This window comes from Luteibacter sp. 621 (assembly GCF_050435445.1).
Lineage (GTDB): Bacteria > Pseudomonadota > Gammaproteobacteria > Xanthomonadales > Rhodanobacteraceae > Luteibacter.
Window position 1 is genome coordinate 69,400 of record NZ_JBNDKI010000020.1, and the last position, 20,337, is coordinate 89,736.

At 62.8% G+C, this 20,337-nt stretch carries 20 protein-coding genes; 10 read left to right on the forward strand and 10 right to left on the reverse strand.

Annotated elements, in window-relative coordinates; genetic code table 11:
- Positions 1-2: 2 nt before the first annotated feature.
- The 3 genes from ABIE56_RS18425 to ABIE56_RS18435 form a co-directional block, all read right to left on the reverse strand.
- On the reverse strand, positions 3-323 hold the full coding sequence (locus ABIE56_RS18425) for a DUF2185 domain-containing protein (RefSeq protein ID WP_429245257.1): 321 nt from the start codon (positions 321-323) through the stop codon (positions 3-5).
- A 121-nt stretch (positions 324-444) separates the two neighbouring features.
- The gene (locus tag ABIE56_RS18430; protein WP_429245258.1) at positions 445-873 is read right to left on the reverse strand and encodes a tetratricopeptide repeat protein; all 429 of its coding nucleotides are present in this window, start codon (positions 871-873) and stop codon (positions 445-447) included.
- A gap of 611 nt (positions 874-1,484) precedes the next feature.
- Entirely contained in the window at positions 1,485-2,003 is a 519-nt protein-coding gene (locus ABIE56_RS18435; protein ID WP_429245259.1) for a hypothetical protein, read from the reverse strand.
- A 167-nt stretch (positions 2,004-2,170) separates the two neighbouring features.
- Here ABIE56_RS18435 and ABIE56_RS18440 point away from each other — a divergent pair, with 167 nt between their 5' ends.
- Positions 2,171-4,345 (forward strand): TonB-dependent receptor, encoded by a 2,175-nt coding sequence (locus ABIE56_RS18440; RefSeq protein ID WP_429245260.1) that lies wholly within the window; start codon positions 2,171-2,173, stop codon positions 4,343-4,345.
- A gap of 29 nt (positions 4,346-4,374) precedes the next feature.
- Here the strand turns inward: ABIE56_RS18440 and ABIE56_RS18445 are convergent, their stop codons facing one another.
- Positions 4,375-5,274: a LysR family transcriptional regulator gene (locus tag ABIE56_RS18445; protein WP_429245261.1), complete on the reverse strand. Its 900-nt coding sequence runs from the start codon at positions 5,272-5,274 to the stop codon at positions 4,375-4,377.
- A gap of 214 nt (positions 5,275-5,488) precedes the next feature.
- Here ABIE56_RS18445 and ABIE56_RS18450 point away from each other — a divergent pair, with 214 nt between their 5' ends.
- From ABIE56_RS18450 to ABIE56_RS18465, 4 genes are all read left to right on the forward strand, one after another.
- Positions 5,489-6,427: a pyridoxamine 5'-phosphate oxidase family protein gene (locus tag ABIE56_RS18450; protein ID WP_429245262.1), complete on the forward strand. Its 939-nt coding sequence runs from the start codon at positions 5,489-5,491 to the stop codon at positions 6,425-6,427.
- A gap of 25 nt (positions 6,428-6,452) precedes the next feature.
- Positions 6,453-7,337: an alpha/beta fold hydrolase gene (locus ABIE56_RS18455; protein WP_429245263.1), complete on the forward strand. Its 885-nt coding sequence runs from the start codon at positions 6,453-6,455 to the stop codon at positions 7,335-7,337.
- A gap of 257 nt (positions 7,338-7,594) precedes the next feature.
- Positions 7,595-8,236: an HD domain-containing protein gene (locus ABIE56_RS18460; protein WP_429245264.1), complete on the forward strand. Its 642-nt coding sequence runs from the start codon at positions 7,595-7,597 to the stop codon at positions 8,234-8,236.
- A 135-nt stretch (positions 8,237-8,371) separates the two neighbouring features.
- Entirely contained in the window at positions 8,372-9,805 is a 1,434-nt protein-coding gene (locus tag ABIE56_RS18465) for a catalase (RefSeq protein WP_429245265.1), read from the forward strand.
- A gap of 153 nt (positions 9,806-9,958) precedes the next feature.
- Here ABIE56_RS18465 and ABIE56_RS18470 read toward each other — a convergent pair whose 3' ends face one another.
- From ABIE56_RS18470 to ABIE56_RS18485, 4 genes are read right to left on the reverse strand one after another with little or no spacing between them, the layout of a single operon-like run.
- Positions 9,959-10,894, reverse strand: coding sequence for an enoyl-CoA hydratase/isomerase family protein (locus tag ABIE56_RS18470; protein ID WP_429245266.1), 936 nt, complete (start codon positions 10,892-10,894; stop codon positions 9,959-9,961).
- A 23-nt stretch (positions 10,895-10,917) separates the two neighbouring features.
- Positions 10,918-11,154, reverse strand: a complete 237-nt coding sequence (locus ABIE56_RS18475) for a tautomerase family protein (protein ID WP_429245267.1) — start codon at positions 11,152-11,154, stop codon at positions 10,918-10,920.
- Positions 11,155-11,174: 20 nt separating this feature from the next.
- Positions 11,175-11,885: an SDR family NAD(P)-dependent oxidoreductase gene (locus ABIE56_RS18480; RefSeq protein WP_429245268.1), complete on the reverse strand. Its 711-nt coding sequence runs from the start codon at positions 11,883-11,885 to the stop codon at positions 11,175-11,177.
- 13 nt (positions 11,886-11,898) lie between these two features.
- Entirely contained in the window at positions 11,899-12,582 is a 684-nt protein-coding gene (locus ABIE56_RS18485) for a type 1 glutamine amidotransferase domain-containing protein (protein ID WP_429245269.1), read from the reverse strand.
- Positions 12,583-12,856: 274 nt separating this feature from the next.
- On the opposite strand from ABIE56_RS18485, the gene ABIE56_RS18490 reads away from it, so the two are divergent.
- Positions 12,857-13,906: an alpha/beta fold hydrolase gene (locus ABIE56_RS18490; protein WP_429245270.1), complete on the forward strand. Its 1,050-nt coding sequence runs from the start codon at positions 12,857-12,859 to the stop codon at positions 13,904-13,906.
- Here ABIE56_RS18490 and ABIE56_RS18495 read toward each other — a convergent pair.
- Positions 13,875-15,131, reverse strand: coding sequence for a LysR substrate-binding domain-containing protein (locus ABIE56_RS18495; protein ID WP_429245271.1), 1,257 nt, complete (start codon positions 15,129-15,131; stop codon positions 13,875-13,877). The genes ABIE56_RS18490 and ABIE56_RS18495 overlap by 32 nt on opposite strands.
- 166 nt (positions 15,132-15,297) lie before the next feature.
- Between ABIE56_RS18495 and ABIE56_RS18500 the strand changes: the two genes are divergently transcribed.
- From ABIE56_RS18500 to ABIE56_RS18515, 4 genes are read left to right on the forward strand one after another with little or no spacing between them, the layout of a single operon-like run.
- Positions 15,298-16,158 (forward strand): amidohydrolase family protein, encoded by an 861-nt coding sequence (locus tag ABIE56_RS18500; RefSeq protein ID WP_429245272.1) that lies wholly within the window; start codon positions 15,298-15,300, stop codon positions 16,156-16,158.
- Positions 16,155-17,051: a hypothetical protein gene (locus ABIE56_RS18505; RefSeq protein WP_429245273.1), complete on the forward strand. Its 897-nt coding sequence runs from the start codon at positions 16,155-16,157 to the stop codon at positions 17,049-17,051. The genes ABIE56_RS18500 and ABIE56_RS18505 overlap by 4 nt, the downstream gene beginning before the upstream one ends.
- A 22-nt stretch (positions 17,052-17,073) precedes the next feature.
- Positions 17,074-18,375: a C4-dicarboxylate transporter DctA gene (gene dctA, locus ABIE56_RS18510; RefSeq protein WP_429245274.1), complete on the forward strand. Its 1,302-nt coding sequence runs from the start codon at positions 17,074-17,076 to the stop codon at positions 18,373-18,375.
- A gap of 38 nt (positions 18,376-18,413) precedes the next feature.
- On the forward strand, positions 18,414-19,787 hold the full coding sequence (locus ABIE56_RS18515; protein WP_429245275.1) for a carbohydrate porin: 1,374 nt from the start codon (positions 18,414-18,416) through the stop codon (positions 19,785-19,787).
- A 57-nt stretch (positions 19,788-19,844) separates the two neighbouring features.
- Here ABIE56_RS18515 and ABIE56_RS18520 read toward each other — a convergent pair whose 3' ends face one another.
- Positions 19,845-20,285, reverse strand: coding sequence for a nuclear transport factor 2 family protein (locus ABIE56_RS18520; RefSeq protein WP_429245276.1), 441 nt, complete (start codon positions 20,283-20,285; stop codon positions 19,845-19,847).
- Positions 20,286-20,337 lie beyond the last annotated feature (52 nt).

A 20,337-nucleotide genomic window follows, 5' to 3' on the forward strand; every position in this document is an offset into this window, starting at 1 on the left:
CGTTACTGCGAAACAAGATCCCCCGATCCGTCATCGACCAACTCAGAGCCGACAGGCATATCCAGAAATTCAATAACTCGCCGGTCATAGTTTGCGATTGTATTCAACGCATAGATGCCGTGACGCGAAGCGTCAGACATGTAGTCATCATCCTCATCCCCCGCCAAAAATCGCCAACCGCTATCCGCTGGATTTATTGGCAACTCTCTGTACATCATGCCTACCGGCATACCATCGACGACGATACGATCCGTTGCCAGTCCGCCGCGACGATCCGAGATCAGGTGACTAATCTGACCAGGTTGTAGCTTGAATATTTTCATAGTCACCAGTCGTTCCGTCGCATCTTGGCCAGATCGCCAATCATAGTGAGAAGTCGCCCATCGAGCGACCAGATCCGCAAGTTCGAATCGGTCATCTATCGCGTCGTCAGCAAATTTCCGCCTAAATTTCGATCTTCGTCTCGAGAAATTCTAAGTACTTCGGATCATCTTCCATGAAGATATCGAGCCCTGCGCCCATATATGCACGCGCCAACTCGTCAGCCGCGCGATCCATGTCACCGAGCTCGAAAGAAGATTGGCCGCGTCTTAAGTGGATGTATGGATTGCCCAGGCCGTTCGCGCATTGAACAGCGTTGCTATATGCCTTAAACGCTCGCTCAAAGCTATCGGTTCGAAAATTGAGATCGCCAAGGGCAACGTAAATCCATGTTGACGCCTCCCATTGCCGGTGATCAGCCGGCAATAAGCGAAGTGCCTCCTTGTACTTTTCCCTCGCAAGATCAATTGTTCCTTGAGCCATGAGCTCATCAGCAGTTTTGCAGAGTGACGTCACGGCTTCGTAGATCTCATTTGGTAACTGTTGTGACATCCGCTTTCTTCCCTAGAAGTTGACCATCTAGCGCTTCGACCATAATCTCTTCAGCAGCATCCATATCAATGAGATAGCCTTCCTCAAGGACAGGCGACCGAGGACCGCTAATTTCGTCGGTCGGCGCCGACATTAAAATGTCTGCGTCGTCAAGACAATCCTGCTAAGGCGGCCTTCCCTGAACGCATGCTCGATCACGATCCTACTTAACGTTTGATCTCGTCAACGCAAGGACGTTCGGCTACGCAACACGACGGCCAACGATGATCCTTTCGTGAGCAGCGCCTCCAGATTTGAGACCGCCCTTGCGGCACCGGCCAAAGATATGATGATTCGGGCATCGGGGAACTCTGCTTCAGCTCGCTCGCCGTCATCTTCGACAGTATTCTCCTTAAGAATCAGACTCGAATCATCCCAGTCGTACCGAAAGTAGGCTCCTCCAAGATAGTAGCTATCGTGAACGTTCAAACTAACCCCTAGCGACATTTCGACGCCTGCTCTCGCGAGTTCGAGATCTCGCTGTCTAGAATCGAGCAGAACAAACTTCTTGTTCACAGCGATATACCCAATCAGTGGTACGAAGTGCGATATCCAAGATTAACTGCTAGTCACTACCGAACCTTTTTCACACCCTGCGCAACAAGCGCCGAATAATAATCCGCCACATTGGCCTCATCGCCCTTCGTAATCCGGTCGAACGCCCTCCCCCACGGCCAGAAGCTCACGCCCGCCGCCGACTTCAACCCTAGGTACTTCTGGCCGCCAATATTGACGATGCCCCACGCGGCGCCATGGTTGCGCCGATACACCTCGCCGATATAACTGCCAAAAGCTTTGGCAAACGACATGACCTGGTCATCGGTCGGCTTGGGGTTGGTCGTAACGTAAGACGTGCGCATCTTCGCCAAAGCGCGCTCCACATTCGCGATGCTCGCATCCGATCCGTCGAGTTTGATAGCGAACTGCTTGTTCGCGTAGTCCACGGCATCCTGAGCATACGCCTCGGCCACGCGTTGGACGTTGGCATCAGGCGTAAACGCCTTGTCTGCAACGTCAGCCGCCATACCGACGCCTGCAACAGCGGGCATGAGCCACACGACCATCCGCGCCAACAGCTTCCTCAGTTCCATTGATCCCCCAGCCCCTTTGACCGTGCCGGCAAGCTGGCACCCTTAAACAATATTTCACCAAGCGCTTAAAACCCGCCGCGCTTATTTCGACACTCATGCGCACCTAAACGCTAGTAGTTCTCATTTCTACTGGCGCTAGGCCTTTATCCGGCGACCAAGGATGCCGCATGTCGCAACATTGCATGAAGTTGAGCGCATTTTCTTTCGCCCTGCTAGCGGCGCTCTATCACACTCCGGTACACGCCCAGGAAACCGTGAACCTCACCCCGGTCACCGTCCAGGCCATCGCGCCCACGGGCCCCGAGGAAAACAACCGCATCAATAGCCCCGAGGAGAAACCCTCCCTGGGCAAGACGGAAACGAAGCTGGAAGACCTGCCAGCCAGCGTGCAGGTTATCCCCCGCGCGCTGCTCTCCGAACAAGGCGCCAACATGCTGCGCGATGCCGTTGCCAATGCCAGCGGCGTTAACGCCGGCGGCCAGGACTCGAAGGGCTACTTCGACCACTTCCTCATCCGCGGCCTCAATGCCCAGATCTACAGCGACGGATTTTCCGACGGCGACCAGCTCAGCGGCCTGTCGCATTCCCTCAACGGCGTGGAACACATCGAGATCCTCGAGGGCCCGGGCTCCGCACTGTTCGGCAGCGGACCGCCGGGCGGCACGATCAACATCGCCCACTACAGCCCAGCCCCTATCCTGCACTACGGCGGCAGCCTGCAGGCAGGCTCGTATGGCGCGCTGACCGGCTCCGCGTACGTCACGGGCCCGACGGGCGTGGATGGCCTCGACTACCGCATAGACGCCACCGCATCGCATGTCAGCGGATTCCGCCAGCTCCCCAGCCGAGATCGCGAAGTGCGACCGGCCTTGCGCTGGCAATGGGGCAACCACGTCACCGACCTTGCCATCGATGCGCGCAACATCCACGAGACACCGGATTCCTACGGCCTCATCTACTTCAACGGCACGCCCATTCGCGATGTCTCGCGTAACGCGAAGTACTCATCGCCCTTCGTCGCCGCGCACACCGACTTCTTCCGTACTACGCTCGATGACCAATGGACACTGAGCGACACCCTGACGATCAACAACCGCTTTTCGTTCCTGCACCGCAGCCTGGATGCCATCGTAAATGGCGACAGCTCCAGCACCAGGGTGACCAACGGCCAGGTCGTGAACCGCCAGCTGCGCGAGCAGGACGACAAGGACCGCAGCATCGATTACCAGTTCGAACCGGTGTGGCGCTTCGCCACCGGGACGCTCCAGCACACCCTGCTCACCGGCTTCGAGTACCAGCAGCAGAAGCTCTCCACCACACGGCAAACCGCCGATCTGCCGAACATCCCCGATGCCTTCACCCCCGTGGCACCAGAGACCTCGCTTTACGACGTACGCTTCCTTTGCGACGCCAAGCACTCCTGCGACGACGACCGCCTTGGTGCCCGTTACTACAGCCTTTACGCCACCGACCAGATCGACGTCACCGATGCGCTGAAGATCCGCGCAGGCGTACGCCAGGATGTGTGGAACACCACGCTGACGCCACGCATCACCGTGCCAGGCCGGTTCGGCACCGACGCGAAGCCGCTGCTAGCCGGCCAGGGGGACTCGCGTAACGACGCCCCAGTGAGCTGGAACGTAGGGGCCCTGTACAGGGTGCTCCCGTGGATGGCGCCGTACGTCGGCGTCTCGCGCAGCCACCTCACCAACTTCAACGGCGAGAACACCCAGAACGGCGTGGGCGCGCCCGAGTCGGCCCTTCAGTACGAAGCCGGCATCAAGTTCGCCTGGCTTGCGGACCGGGTCGTGCTAAACGTGGCTACCTTCGACGTCAAGCGCGACCACGTCGCCACCGCCGCCACGGTAGACGGCGTGGAAGCGGTGCTGTTCGACAGCCAGAAGACCCGTGGTACCGAAGCTTCAGCAGACCTGGCACTAACGAGCCAGTGGCACCTGCTGGCCAACGTGACTCACCAGAACGCGTACATCACCGATAACCCGCAGGGCATCACCTCCGAAGGCCACCGCCCCCAGGGCGCACCGGACATGCTGGCAAATGTCTGGACCACCTACGACTTTGCGCTGGGCGGCTTGCAGGGCTTCCGCGTGGGCGCCGGCGTGAACTACCAGGACAAGAGCTACAGCGACCTGACCAACGCCAATTCCATACCGGGGTTTGCCGTGGTGAACATGCTGGTCGGCTTCGATAAGCCAACCTGGGGCGTGGACGTCAACGTGCGCAACGTGACCGACCGGCGGTACATCAGCGCGGCGAACGGTGCGGGTGGGTATGTGGGGCAGCCGCGTGGTGCGTTTGTTACGGTGCATGCGAACTTGTGAGGTGGCGGGGATCGCGCGCAAGCGCGCTCCTACACGAGATAAGGGTGGGTGCGAAGGTGTTCCGCCAGGCGGTCGATGAACTGCCTGACCTTCGACGCACCGTACTTGCTCTCGCGGTGCAGGATATGCACCGGCCACGGTGATTCCTCGTAGTCCGCCAGGATGATCTTCAGCCGCCCCGCGCTGAGCTCCTCGCCGATCTGATACGAAAGCAGCCGGGCCACGCCGAGCCCTGAAACGGCGGCCGCAATCGCGCCGTCGTTACTGGTAACGGTTAACCGGGGTTTCATCCGCACCATCGTTGGATCATCGACAGCACCGAACTTCCAATCCACGCGCGGCGACAGCCCGGTCGACGCGATCACCGTGTGGCGCAACAGATCCGCCGGGTGTTCGGGCGTGCCATGCCGCGCCAGGTAATCCGGCGATGCAACCAGCAAGCGCCGCACCTGCCCCACGCGCAGCGCCTTCAGGTTGGAATCCGGCAGGTGGCCAATGCGTACCGCTACGTCCATGCCTTCATCGACCAGGTTCACGACGCGATCGAGGAAATAGGCCGAGACATCCACCTCGGGGAAATCCTGCAGATAGCGAACGATGCACGGCATGATGAAGGTGCGCCCGAACAGGACCGATGCCGTCACGGAGAGATTGCCCCGCGGTGCGGCGTTGACGCCCGCGGCCGCCTCATTCGCCTCCGCAATGCTGGCGAGGATATTCCGCGTGTCATCCAGGTAGCGCTGGCCTGCCTCGGTCAGGCGCACGTTGCGCGTGGTACGGGCCAGAAGTTTGACGCCCAGCTCGTCTTCCAGCGCCGCGATGGCCCGGGTGACCGCGGCCGGTGACAGGTCAATGCGGCGCGAGGCAGCGGCGAAGCTCTCCTCCTCGCCCACGGCCACGAACACTTTCATCAGGTGCAGCTGGTCCATGGCGTTGCGTCCGGCGAAATGGTGCGTTGATCCCCGGCGGGATTATTTCGCGATTATTCCCCGGAAGCCATTGCGCCACAACGGGTCATCGCCCAAGCGCGCATAGCCGGGCGCCCCGCTCGTTTCGCCCCGCGCAACGGTCAATTGCGAGCCGCCTCGTTCCCGGCACCACCCCGTTTTCGAAGAATGGACCCATCGAAACGAGGACCACCCCATGAGCCGCAAGCACCACTTCCACGAAGGCGAACGCACGGTACAGGCACGTGCCGGTGAGGCGGGTATCGCCGCCCGCAACGTCGTGATGGTGAGCGATAGCGTGATTGGGGGTGCCCGGCCATTTATCGCCAATCAGTTCATGGTCGCCATGGGCAGCATCGGTGCGGCTGGCGATGTCTGGGCGTCGCTGCTCTTCGGTAAGCCGGGCTTTGCGCATACCGCCGATGGCAGCGCCATCGCGGTGGATGTGCCCATGACCTGCCGCGATGCCGATGAGCCCCTGTGGACGAACATCGCCCGGAACAAAGAGGTCGGCATGCTGTTTATCGAACTGGGTACGCGCCGCCGTTACCGCGTCAATGGCACGGTGACGCGCCGCGATGACAGCGGCATCGAGGTCACCACCCGCGAGGCCTACCCGAACTGCCCCAAGTACATCCAGCGCCGCCAGTTGCGCTCCCTGGGCGAGCGCGGCGCGGGCCTGATGACGGCCTCGGGCATGGTCCTGCGCGGCAACGTGGAATCGATCATCCGCGAGGCTGACACCCTGTTCATCGCCAGCCATCACGCCGAAAGCGGCGCCGACGTATCGCACCGCGGCGGCGACCAGGGCTTCGTGCAGATCGTGGACGAACGCACCCTGCGCATCCCCGATTACCCCGGCAACAGCATGTTCAACACCTGGGGCAACTTCGAACTTAACCCGCACGCCGGCCTGTGCATTCCCGATTTCGCCAACGGCCGCCTGCTGCAGCTCACCGGCACGGTGTGCCTGCAGTGGGACCAGGCCGACCCCGCCGATGAAACCGGCGGCACCCACCGCTTCCTGGAGTTCCACGTCGACCGCTGGATCCTCCGTGACGCCATTCCCCAGGCGGAATGGCAGTACCTCGATGCATCGCCGTTCAACCCGCCCGTCACGAACCACACCCTGTAACCCACCCGTTTACTGGAGAACCGCCATGACCACCCAAGCCAAACCTGTCGTCGTTTCCTACCGCAGCGAACAGATCGACGGCCTGAAGATCGCCTACCGCGAAGCCGGCCCCGCCGATGCGCCTGTCGTCCTGCTGCTCCACGGCTTCCCGACTTCCTCGCACATGTTCCGCAACCTCATCCCGTACCTGGCCAACCGCTACCGCGTGATCGCGCCGGATTACCCAGGCTACGGCGAGAGCGATGCGCCGGACGTGAAGGATTACCACTACAGCTTCGAAAACTTCGGCAACCTGGTGCGTACGCTGCTCGAGCGCCTGAAGGTCGACAAGTACGCCATGTATGTCATGGATTACGGCGCCCCGGTCGGCTGGCAGCTGTTCCTGAAGAACCCGGAAAAGACCACCGCGCTGATCATCCAGAACGGTAACGCCTACGAAGAAGGCCTGAAGGCGTTCTGGGATCCGATCAAGGTGTACTGGGCCGATGGCGCCGCCAAGAGCCGCGATGCGCTGCGCTGGCTGGTGAAGCTGGATACCACGATCTTCCAGTACACCGATGGCGTGGATGACAAGACCCGCATCTCGCCGGATAACTGGGTGCACGACCAGTTCCTGCTCGATCGCCCGGGCAACGAAGATGTGCAGATGGACGTGATGTACGACTACCGCAAGAACGTCCCGCTGTACCCGGAAGTGCAGCGCCTGTTCCGCGAACACCAGCCGCCCACCCTGATCGCCTGGGGCGAGCGCGACACCATCTTCCCCGCCGATGGTGCCCACCCGTACAAGCGCGACCTGAAGGACCTGGAGTTCCACCTGTTCCCGACCGGCCATTTCGCCCTGGAAGACAAGGGCGACGAGATCATGCCGCTGATCGGCGACTTCCTGGACCGGAAGCTGAAGCGCTAAGCCGGCCGAACGGCCACCGGCCTTGTGTAGGAGCGCGCTCGCGCGCGATGGGGGCTTGCGATAACCCCCAATCGCGCGCAAGCGCGCTCCTACAGGGGCTATGAAGGGGTGCCGCGAGCACCCATCGCGCGCAAGCGCGCTCCTACAGGGTGTCCGGTCCGGATGTGTTTTGGCTGGATTAGCTACTCCGATGCTTATCCTGCCAGCCCGCTTTGGCCGTGAAATGGTGCCTACCAACTCACCCAGAGGGCACCACCATGGCAACCACCATCGCAGGCATTGTTGTTCCGGATAGCGCCCTGGCGCGCGAGATCACGCAACTGGTGCGCGATACCGAGAGCGATCTGCTGTACCACCACTCGCGCCGCGTGTTCTTCTTCGGCGCCCTGACCGGCAAGGCCAAGGGGCTGAAATTCGACCCCGAGCTGCTCTACGCCGGTGCGATGTTCCACGACATGGGCCTGGTGCCCGAGTATTCGAGCAAGACCGAACGCTTTGAAGTGGATGGCGCGAATGTCGCCCGCGACTTCCTGCTCGCCCGAGGCATCAGCCCGGAACAGGTCGATACCGTATGGGCCTCCATCGCCCTGCACACCACCCCTGGCATCCCGCAGCACATGAAGCCGGAGATCGCACTGGTTACGGCCGGCGTGGAGATGGATGTGCTGGGCCTGGGCTTCGATACCGTACACACCCACGAGCGCGAACTGGTCGCCGAAGCACACCCGCGTGGCCCCGCGTTCAAGCACGGGATCATCGATGCGTTCTACAACGGCGTGCGCAACAAGCCGGAGACCACCTTCGGCAACGTCAAGGCCGACGTCATGGCACACAAGGAACCGCATTTCCACCGCGGCGACTTCGTCCACTGCATCCTCGGCAACGGCTGGCCGACCTGAGCGATCGCGAGAACGAAAGGGCAATCCATAGTTACAAGCTATCGGCGCGAAAAGAACTTTGAATTTCACATCGTGCCGCTAGCTCCCTAACGTGATGCGACCCGGGCGTACCCACCTCTCTTTCTAGGAAAACCCATGAGCAAGCTCACGACCGTCTTTGGCGCGCCGGTGCCGGACGATGACAACACCATGACCGCTGGCCCGCGTGGCCCGGCCCTTCTACAGGACGTGTGGTTCCTGGAGAAGCTGGCCCATTTCGATCGCGAGGTGATCCCGGAGCGCCGTATGCACGCCAAGGGCGCCGGCGCGTTCGGCACCTTCACCGTTACCCACGACATCACCCGCTACACCCGGGCGAAGATCTTCTCCGAGGTGGGCAAGAAAACCGAGATGGTGGCGCGCTTCTCCAGCGTGGCCGGCGAGCGCGGCGCGGCCGATGCCGAGCGCGATATCCGCGGCTTCGCGCTGAAGTTCTACACCGAAGAAGGCAACTGGGACCTGGTGGGCAACAACACGCCGGTGTTCTTCATCCGCGACCCGCTGAAGTTCCCGGACCTGAACCATGCCATCAAGCGCGACCCGCGCACCGGCCTGCGCTCGGCCGATAACAACTGGGATTACTGGACCAACCTGCCCGAGGCGCTGCACCAGGTCACGATCGTGATGAGCGAACGTGGCATTCCCCGCTCATTCCGGCACATGCATGGCTTCGGTTCGCACACCTACAGCTTCATCAATGCGAACAACGAGCGCTTCTGGGTGAAGTTCACCTTCAAGACCCAGCAGGGCATCCAGAACTTCACCGATGAAGAAGCCGGCCAGGCGATCGCTGGTGACCGCGAGACCCACCAGCGCGACCTGTTCAACGCGATCGAGGGCGGCGATTTCCCGCGCTGGACGCTGTATGTGCAGATCATGCCGGAAGCCGAGGCGTCCAAGACCCCGTACAACCCGTTCGACCTGACCAAGGTGTGGCCGCACGCCGATTACCCGCTGATTGAAGTGGGCGTGATGGAGCTCAACCGGAACCCGGAGAACTTCTTCCAGGATATCGAGCAGGCCGCGTTCTCGCCGGCCGTGATCGTGCCGGGCATCGGCTTCTCGCCGGACAAGATGTTGCAGGGCCGCCTGTTCTCATACGGCGATACCCAGCGCTACCGCCTGGGCGTGAACTACGCGCAGATCCCGGTGAACGCGCCGAAGTGCCCGGTGCACAGCTACCACCGCGATGGCGCCATGCGCCTGGATGCGGCACGCAGCGATACCACCAGCTACGCCCCGAACAGCCGCGGCGCCCTGCAGCCGCAGCCGGACTTCAGCGAGCCGCCGCTGAGCGTGGAAGGCGCCGCTGCGCGCTGGAACCACCGTGAGGATACCGACTACTTCTCACAGCCGCGCAAGCTGTTTGAGATGATGTCCCCCGCACAGCGCAAGGTGTTGTTCGAGAACACCGCGCGAGCCATCAAGGGTGCCTCTGCACCAGTGGTGCAGCGGCATATCGATAACTGCACGGCGTGCCATGCGGAGTATGGCGCGGGGGTGGCTGAGGCTATCAAGCGTCTGGGCTAGCACCCGATCGCGCGCAAGCGCGCTCCTACACGAGCCTGCGCAGGTCTTGTGTAGGAGCGCGCTTGCGCGCGATCCCCGCCCCCACACCGTCACACACAGCGACACCCCCTGTAGGAGCGCGCTCGCGCGCGACCGGGTGCTCGCCACACCCCCTCAAGGCACCGGATCCAGCTTCCCCGTGTAATACGGCAACCGCACCTCCACATCCGGCTTCACCTGCAGCCCCTCATCCATCAGCGCTTTGACGTTTTTCTGCGCCGCAGGCCGCTTCACCGATTCGATAAACGCATCCCACCCCTGCCCGATCTCCTGATCCGGCGGCAAGCTGTTCTCGTTCACCAGCTTCTTGATGTCCGCGATGGACTGCTTGTCGAAGCGTGAGATGCGCCGGGCGAGCTTGTCGACGAAATCGTCCAGCTTCGCATCCGGGAACGACCGGTTGACGTAGCCGTAGCGTTCGGCCAGGTCGCCGTTGATGTCATCGCCGGTCAGCAACACCTCCAGTGCGCGCCCACGGCCCATCATCCGTGGCAACCGCGCCATCGGGCCACCGCCGGGCACCAGCGCCGCGCCAATCTCCCACTGGGAAAAGAGCGCCTTCTCACGACTGGCGAAACGCATATCGCTGGCAAGCGAGAGTTCGCTGCCGACGCCCGTGGCCCGGCCACGTACCTTGACGATCGACACCACCGGCGCCTTGCTCAGGCGTATCAACATATCCGGTACGGGCGGCAGCCGGGTCGGCCCGTTCTTCAGCCCCGTGGTATCGGTCAGCGCCGGCACGAAATCGTAGTGCGTCAGGAAGAAACCGGGCACATCACTTTCGAATACCACCACGCGAACCTTGGGATCGGATTCAAGCTGGTTGATCACGGCGTTGAACTGCGGGATGGTCTCTGGCCCGAAGATGTTGAACGGCGGGTGGTCCAGGATCACCCGCCAGTACTCGGGAGTGACCTTGACCAGCTTGATCTCGTGATCCGACGGCTGGTTGCCCCTGACCGTATCAGGTGCTTTCGCCGTGAATGCAGGCAATGCGGTGACAAGGCCCACGGCGAGCATCGCCGAGGCCAACAGAGTGGATTTCATGGTGGCGTCCTCGGGTGGTTCGGCTACTTCAGCCCGTCGGGGTGTTGCCGGCGGAACTCGGGGGCGGGCAATCCGCCCCAACCCCAGTTCTCCAGCGGCACCTCCTGGATCACGACGAACGTGGAGACCAGCGGCTTGTTCAAGACACGCAGCAGCAGCTCGCTCACGCCCTTGATCAGCTCGGCCTTCTCTTCAGGCGTTACGCTTTCCCGCCCGGGGCCGGCACCTTCGCGGGTAACCTGGATGGTGACGATCGGCATCGCATGGTTTCCTTTGGCGGTTAGTGGCCGGCGCTCTGCCCGCCATCCACGTGGAGGATCTCGCCGGTGACGAACTGCGCCCCATCGAGATAGAGCACGGCATCGACGATGTCCTTGATTTCGCCCATGCGGTGCACCGGATGCAGGCCAGCCAGTGCTTCCCAGGTGTCCGGGGAGTGCATGGGTGTTTTAATGACACCAGGCGAAACGGCATTGGCACGGATGCCGCGCTTGGCGTACTCGATAGCCAACGACTTGGTCGCGGCCGCGATGCCGCCCTTGGTCAACGACGCGAGTACAGAAGGAATGCCATCCACCGCGTGGTCCACCAGCGTAGTGGTGATGTTGATGATGTGCCCCGTGCCCTGGGCCAGCATCTGCCGCACCGCCGCCTGGGTGATGTGGAAGAAGCCGCTCACATTGACCGAGAGCACGCTGTTGTAATCATCCACCGTGTACTCGACAAACGGCTTGGCGACGAAGATACCAGCGTTGTTCACCAGTGTATCGATGCGGCCAAACCGCCCAAGGCCTTCGCTGATCACACGCTCAGCCACATCGCGATCGCCTATATCGCCGGGCACCGCATGGATCTCGGGATCATCCGACGGCGGAATGGACCGCGAGTTCGCGATGACCTGGTAGCCCTGCTGGCGGAAGGCGGACACCAGCCCGGCACCGATGCCCTGCGACGCGCCCGTGACGATGGCGACCCTTCGGGGTGTACTCATGCGCTGCGCTCCCTCAGGCCAGGGTCTTCATCAGGGCAAGCAGTGCCTCGGCACCACCCTTGGATGAGGCGGGATTCTGGCCCGTGATGAGGCGGCCATCGGTAATGTGGAACGGCTCCCAGTTCGGCTTCTGCTCGTACAAGCCGCCCAAACGCTTCAATTCATCCTCCACGAGGAACGGCACCACGTGTGTAAGCTGCACCGCTTCCTCTTCGCTGTTCGCGAAACCGGTGACGCGCTTGCCCTTCACCAACGGTTCGCCCTTGTACGTGACCCGGCGTAACACGCCCGGCGCATGGCACACGGCGGCTACCGGTTTGCCCGCGTTGTAGAAGTCCTCGATCAGCTTGATCGAATCCTGGTTCTCGACCAGGTCCCACATGGGGCCATGCCCGCCGGGGTAGAACACGGTATCGAAATCATCCGCCTTGACCGACGACAGGAGCACTGTGTTCGCAAGGCGTTCCTGGGCATGCTTGTCGCCCTTGAACCGTGTCATCGATTCGGTCTGGTTATCCGGATCGTCGCTCTTGGGATCGATGGGTGGCTGCCCGCCCTTGACCGACGCGAGGGTTAGCTCGACGCCTGCGTCGGTGAACACGTAGTACGGGGCCGCGAACTCTTCCAGCCAGAAACCCGTCTTGCGCCCGGTATTGCCGAGCGTATCGTGCGAGGTCAGCACCATCAGTATCTTCACGTTGCATCTCCGCTTGCATACAGGAAAGTCAGGCGCACGCAAACCCGCTCGCCAATGCACATGGGAGCGCGCCACAAGGTTTTCGTCGAAAGAAAACGCTCACACCCGTCGGTGAGACCCGCTGATTTCGCACCGGATTCCGTGAGGGCGGGGTTAAGGGTGCGCTAAAGATTCGCTGTGCGCGGTACGCGAAGGCAGGCCAGTGCAAGCCACGGAAATTTCAGGGGTGCATGCTCCTTCGCCATGGCAGCCATCCAACGCCCTGGAGCCCGTCATGCCTATCGACACCGATCCGCTTCGCCGCCGCTTTCTCGCGATGGCCGGCACGTCCCTGGCCGCGGCGGCCCTGGGGCAGCGCGCCGTAGCAACTTCCTCATCGGTCCTTGCAGCAACGAGCGCGGCCGACAAAGAGAAAAGCGCTCCTGCAACGTTCGGGCCGGTGAAACAGATCCACGCAGGTGTGCTTGATGTGGGCTATATCGACATGGGCAAGGCGCGGCACCCGGCTGTGCTGTTGCTGCACGGCTGGCCGTATGACATCTACGCGTTCGCGGAGGTTGCGCCCGCGCTCGTAGAGAAAGGCTATCGCGTGATCGTGCCATTCCTTCGTGGCTACGGCAGCACACGTTTCCTTGAGGAAGGCACCATGCGCAACGGCCAGCCATCAGCGATCGCCGTGGATGCCATGGCCTTGCTTGATGCCCTGAAGATCAGGAAGGCCACCGTCGCTGGTTTCGATTGGGGCGCGCGCACCGCCGATATCATGGCCGTGCTGTGGCCTGAGCGCTGCAAGGCGCTGGTCTCGGTCAGCGGCTATCTCATCGGCAGCCAGGAGGCAGGCAAGAAGCCCCTGCCACCGAAGGCCGAGTTGCAATGGTGGTACCAGTTCTACTTCGCCACCGAGCGCGGCAAGCTCGGCTACGAGGCCAACCGCCACGACTTCAACAAACTGATCTGGCAGCTCGCCTCACCGAAATGGCAGTTCGATGACGCCACGTACGATCGCACCGCCGCCGCCTTCGACAACCCTGACCACGTCGCCATCACTATCCATAACTACCGCTGGCGCATGGGGCTGGCCGAGGGTGAGGCCAGGTACGACGAGTACGAGAAGAAACTCGCGACGGGGCCCACGATTGGCATTCCCACGATCACGATGGAAGGTGATGCCAATGGAGCGCCGCATCCGGACCCGGCGGCGTACAAGGCGAAGTTCACCGGCAAGTATGAGCACCGGAATGTGGACGGCGGCATTGGGCATAACTTGCCGCAAGAAGCGCCGGAGGCATTTGTTAAGGCGATTGTGGATGTGGGGAAGGGGTGAGTGTTGGCCGACCCGCCGCCTTCTCCGCCGCCATCTTCCGCAGCAAACTCACGAACCGCCCCTGCAATGGCGTAGGCATCCACTCCGTGCGCCGGGTCATGGCAATCCGTCGCCAGAAATCCTTCCCCGGCGAACCGATCTCCACCAGGTGCCCTGCCCGGCTCTCGAGCAGGAACTGGTCGCGTGACATCAAGGTCAGCCAATCCCCTGCCAGCATCATCCCGCGCATGATCAGCACAGAGGCGCATTGCAGGCGGATCGGCGGCGGCTCCACGCCGCGTACATGGAACATGCGTTCCCAGTTGAGTCGCAGTGGCACGCCGCGTGCGGGAACGACCCATGGATAACGCAATAGCGCGGGCGTTGTAAGCCGCCCACCGCGCAGCGGATGCCCTGCCCGCCCCACGATCACGAGCTCGTCGTCGAATAGACCTTCCTGGACGACATCGCGCGCGGGCACCGTCTGCCGCTCTGAGCCGATCAGCAGATCCATATCGCCCTGGCGCAGGCGCGCAAGCAGTTCCAGGTACGGGCCTTCGATCACTTCAACCGCAGCACCCGGGTACTCAGCGGCGAACGTCGACAGGAGCTGCGGAAGGAAATGAGCACGCGCCACCGGCAGCACGCCGATCCGGATAAATCCGATACCCGCGTCGTCGCCACCGCCAATTTCCTCGATCGCCGCACCCAGCTCGGCCAGCATAAGGCGCACGTAATGCACCAGGTTCGTCGCTGCATCGGTCGGGCGAATGGATCGGCCCACGCGCACCAACAGCGGCACGCCGGTCACTTCCTGCAGTTCGCGCATCGCGCGGTGCAAGGCAGGCTCGGACACACCCACGTCCTCCGCGGCGGCGGCATAACTGCTGGTACCCACGACGGCGATCAACGCCCGTAGTTGCGCCATGGTAATCCGCCGTTCCACATGAGCCAGCGCCTGCCCACGCGCACCACGCCGAATGCGGCGGATGCCGCGCACGAGCAGTCGCAACGCCACATCCACGCGCCGCACGAAGCGGCGGCCGGCTTCGGTGAGTTCTACACCCGCGGCGTGACGATCGAACAGCCGCGCATCCAGCACGCGCTCCATCTTCGCCACCGCATGCGCAAGCGCCGGCTGCGAAAGATTCACCGCCACGGCGGCACCGCTCATCGTGCCCGCACGGGCCACCGCCAGCACGGCATCAAGGTGGCGCAGGTTCAGGCCGAATACCCTCTGATCCATATCATTAACCTTTTTCGATAGCCTGATCGTAATTCGAATTTGGCGTAGATGGCAGTACGGCGCATATTCCACCCCGACCCGCGAGCTTGCCGTTTTTGCACTGCAACAATTATCGATAGCGAATGCGAATAGCTGCCTTGCGCCAACCCCATACCATGAGGCTCCCGTGATCCTGTTCGACACCCACACCCACGTGATTTCGCCGGATACGGCCACCTACCCGACCGACCCCATCGGCGGCAAGCAATCGGAGTGGTCGCGCGAGCGCCCGGTCGATGCGGATGGCCTGCTGCACGCCATGGATGCCGCCGGGATCGAACGCGCCGTGGTGGTCCAGGCTTCCACGGTGTACGGCCACGACAACCGCTATGTCGCCGAGACCGTGCGTGCCCATCGCGACCGTTTCGTGGGCGTGTACTCGATCGATGCCATGGCGCCGGATGCCGTCGAACGCATCGACTACTGGCAAGGCCAGGGCCTGTACGGCTTCCGCCTGTTCACCACCGGCAGCACCATGCCGGGCCAGGCCACGTGGCTGGGCCACCCGGATTCCTACCCGGCGTGGGCACATGCCGAGGCCCTTGGCATTCCGGTGTGCCTGCAGATGACCATGGATGGCCTGCCGGTGTTGCGCGAGCTGTTGACGCGCTTCCCGAAGGTGCGCGTGTTGCTCGATCACTGCGCCCGCCCCGACCTCACGGGCGGCAAGCCGTATTCCGCGGCACAGGCGCTGTTTGATATGGCGCAGTACCCGGGTGTGTTCCTTAAGCTCACCAACCGCACGCTCGAGGCCGCAGCGCAAGGCGAATCGACGCCGAAGGATTTCCTTGCCGCGATCCTTGCCACGTTCGGTGCCGGTCGTATCGCCTGGGGCTCCAACTTCCCCGCCGCCGCCGGCACGCTGGCCAGCCTGGCGGCGCAGGCACGCACGGTACTGGGTGATCTGAGCGAAGCCGAACAGGTCGCGATCGGCCACGGCACCGCAAAGATGCTCTACCCGTTCGCCCGTGCAGGTGCCGCCGCATGAGCACGCCCACGCTCCGTACCGTACTGGGCACTTACCCGCACACACAGGCGCTGAAGCAAGGCACGCTGACGCATGCCGGTGTGGCACTCGACTTCGTTGATGTATCGCCCGTGCACAAGGCGTTCGCGCCCATGGTGCGCGACGCCGCCTACGATGTGTGTGAGCTGGCCATCGTGACGGCGTTGCAGGCGATCGCCTATGGCGCTCCCGTGATCCTCTTGCCCGCCGTGGTCGCCTCGCGCTTCCAGCGCGGCTGCATCGTGGGCTGGGAAGCGAACGGTATCCCGGAACCGGAAACGCTGGGCGGCAAACGCGTGGCCGTACGCGCCTACACCCAGACCACGGGCATGTGGGTGCGCCACCATCTCTACGAGGACTTCGGTGTCGATGTGAAGGCCGTCGAATGGATCACGCAGGACCCGGCGCATGTGGCCGAATACCAGGATCCGCCGTTCGTCTCGCATACGTCCAAAGACAAGACGCTCACCGATATGCTGCGCAGCGGTGACGTGGCCGCGGCGATTTTCGGCAACGACCTGCCGAAGGAACCGGGCTTCGTACCCCTGGTGGCCGATGCCGAAGCGCGCGATGCCGCATGGTGGACGACGCACGGTTTCATGCCGATCAACCACATGGTCGCGGCCAGCCAGGCCGCCTGCCAGGCCAGCCCGGATGCGGTGCGCGCCGCTTACCGCCTGCTCAAGGAATCCGCTAGCCACGCCACGACGGCCGCGGGCAAGCCCTTGCCGTACCGCTTCGGCTTCACGGCGCTACGCGATCCAGTGGCGTACACCATCGAAGCCTGCCTGCGCCAGGACCTGTTGCCGCGCAGCTTAAGCGTCGACGAGGTGTTCGCCCCCGCCATGGAGCTGCTCGGCCATGACGGCGATTGACCTCCACGCCACGGAACCCCGGATGACCGCTAAACCCGCAATCCAAGACACCCCGCGCCCCGTGCGCAAGCGCCGCTTCTACGAGGACCTGACCTTCCAGGTGCTGCTGGGCATGGCACTTGGCGTGCTCGTGGGGGCGCTGGCGCCCGATGTGGGTGAACAGCTGAAGCCGCTGGGCGATGTGTTCATCCGCCTGATCCAGATGGTGGTGGGCCTGATCATCTTCTGCACTGTCACCCACGGCATCGCCAGCGTGCGCGACCTGGGCAAGGTCGGCCGCATCGCGATCAAGGCGATCGTGTATTTCGAGATCGTCACGACCTTCGCGCTGGTCATCGGCCTGGTCACCATCAACATCCTGAAACCCGGCGTGGGTATGCACATCGATCCCGCCGCGCTGCATTCATCCGCTGACAAGGTGCACCCTGCCGCGAACATGAGCTTCGGCGAGTTCCTGCTGAACCTGGTGCCGAAATCTGCCGTGGAAGCGTTCGCGCAAGGCGAGATCCTGCAGATCCTGGTGTTCTCGGTGCTGTTCGCGTGTGGCCTGGCATCGCTGGGTGATCGCGCCAAGCCGGTGCTCGATGTGGTTCACCTGGTGTCGCAGGCGCTGTTCTGGGTGATCCGCATCGCCATGAAGATCGCGCCGATCGCCGCGTTTGGTGCCATCGCCTTTACGGTGGCGAAGTTCGGCTTGCAGACCCTCGTGCCACTGGCGGCGCTCATCGGCGAGTTCTTCCTCACCTGTGCCATCTTCTTCGTGATCGTGCTCTGGCCGATCGCGCGCTGGTCGGGCTTCAGCCTGTGGAAGCTGATGCGCTATGTGCGTGAGGAACTGGTCCTGGTGATCGGCACCAGCTCATCGGAAAGCGTGTTCCCGCAGCTCACCGCCAAGCTCACCCGGCTCGGCGTGCAGGAATCAGTGGTCGGCCTGGTACTGCCTACCGCGTACAGCTTCAACCACGATGGCACCTGCCTGTATTTCGCCGCGGTCGCCGTGTTCCTTGCCCAGGCCACGGGTACTGCGCTGGGCTGGGAACAGCAACTCGGGCTGCTGCTGGTGCTGTTGGTCACCTCCAAGGGTGGCGCCGGCGTGGCGGGATCGGCCATCGCCGTGCTCGCCATGACCCTGGCCGCCACCAAGACCATTCCGGTCGGCAGCATCGCGCTGATCCTTGGCGTGCACCGCATCCTCTCGTCCGCCTTCGTGTTCACCAACATCGCGGGCAACTGTGTCGCCACCCTGGTCGTCGGCAAATGGGAGAAGGCCGTCGATACCGAACGCCTCGAGGAAGAACTCAGCCAGGGCTACCGGCCCGCCTGATCCACCACACCCAAGTCTGCCCGGGGAGGGGACGACTCATGACGCTCCATCGCAAAACCTTCGGCTGGAAAGCCGTGGGCTTGGGGGCACTTTGCTGCCTCGTCGCCACTAACACCTTCGCCGCACAGGATGACGCGGCCACGCCCGCCAGCGGCTCGCTCGACGCCATGCAGAAGCTCGCCGCCGATGGCGTGTTCATCCGCGCCAACCTGATCAACCAGTATGCGACCAACCCACGCGGGGGTGTGGACCAGGGCCGCACCAACGTCGGCCAGTTCAATATCGGCGCCGATTTCGATATGCAGAAGCTGCTCGGCATCACCGGTGGCAGCTTCCATTTCACGGTGTACCGCGATTACGGCAATGGCTTGAATCACGACGTGACCGGCACGTTCGCCAAGCAGCAGTACATCTACAAGAACGAATATCCGCGCTGGCACCTGGGCCTGTTCGCGTGGGAGCAGAAGTTCCTCTCCAACAAACTCGACATCATGTTTGGCCGCCTCGGCACCACGGCGTACTACGCGCACCTGGCCACCAACTGCCAGTTCATGTCCGGCACGACCTGCGGCGTCCCACGGCTGATCAACTCCGAAGCCGGCTACAGCCTGTTGCCTTCGGCGACGTGGGCATTGAACGTGAACTACAAGCTCACTCCGCACTCGTATATCGAGGCGGGCGCGTACGAGGTGAATCCCACGACGTCCGCAAGCAACGGCCTGGATTTCTCGATCGCCAATGCGAACGGCGTCACCTTCCCCGTGGAATGGGGCTGGGTGAAAATGGACCCGGCGGAGAACCCGTACGGTTTCGAGATCAAGGCCGGTGGCTACCTGAGCACGGCGCCGCTTACCGACCCTTACTACAACACCGCAGGCCGCTCGAAGGGCCGCTACGGTGGCACGGCGCGCGAGGCGGATTCCAACCGCTCGGGCGTGTACCTCATGGCCGATCGCATCGTGTGGCGACCCAGCCCGGGCTCGTCACGCAACCTGGATGTGTTCGCCGGCATCGCCCACCAGCTGGAAACCGACGAGATCATGCGCCGGCAGATTTACACCGGCTTCGTGCTCACCGGGCCGTTCGCCGCCCGGCCCACCGACACGATCGGCCTGAACGTATCGTATTTCCGCATGACCGATGCCGAGGAGGCCTACCTCAACGATGCGCGCATCAAGGCGGGCGGGCACGGCAAGAACAACCCCAACCAGGTGACGTTCGAGCTGAACTACGGGTGGAAACCGGTGCCGGGCATCACGCTGATGCCGACGATCCAGTACTACATCCACCCGGATAACTCGGGCATCCCGGCCACCAGGACGGTGCCGAAGAACCTGCTGGTGTATGGTTTGAACCTGCAGGTGAACATTTCGCGGTTGTTTGGGTTGCGCAGGCCAGCCGCGGTGGAATAAGCGATCCGGCGGCGTGAATCGCGCGCTTGCGCGCGATTCGATTGCCCTCGCCCCACCTTACTTCGCCGGACAATCATCCCGACTGTTATCAGCGATCCCCGCGATCACCCATTTTCCATCCTGCTTCACCAGGTGCACCAGGTCGGTGCCGCAATGCACGACCTTGCCGTTCAAGCGGAAGTCGTAACGCGCCCAGATGATGGCGAGGTTATCGTCCACGCGTACGAGTGGCTCGTAGATCCGCTCCTCGATGCTGTCCTTGCCGGGCTTGATGTGGTCGATGAAGCCGGAGAGCGTGTTCCGCACGACCTTGTCCTTGCGCAGCAGGGCGACGCTGCCATCGGGCTGAACGACCGCGCGCATGGCGGCCTGGTCGTACTTGGCCATGCCATCGAGGAAGGCCTGGAACGGGGCCAGCACGGCCTGATCTGAATCGGCGGCGATGGCCGGTGCGGCGGCCAGCAAACCGGCGAGCGCTGCGAGTGTACGAACGTGCATTGGGTTCCCCTCCCGGTGGATGCCATGCCGATGCTAGCCGCAGCCATGCACA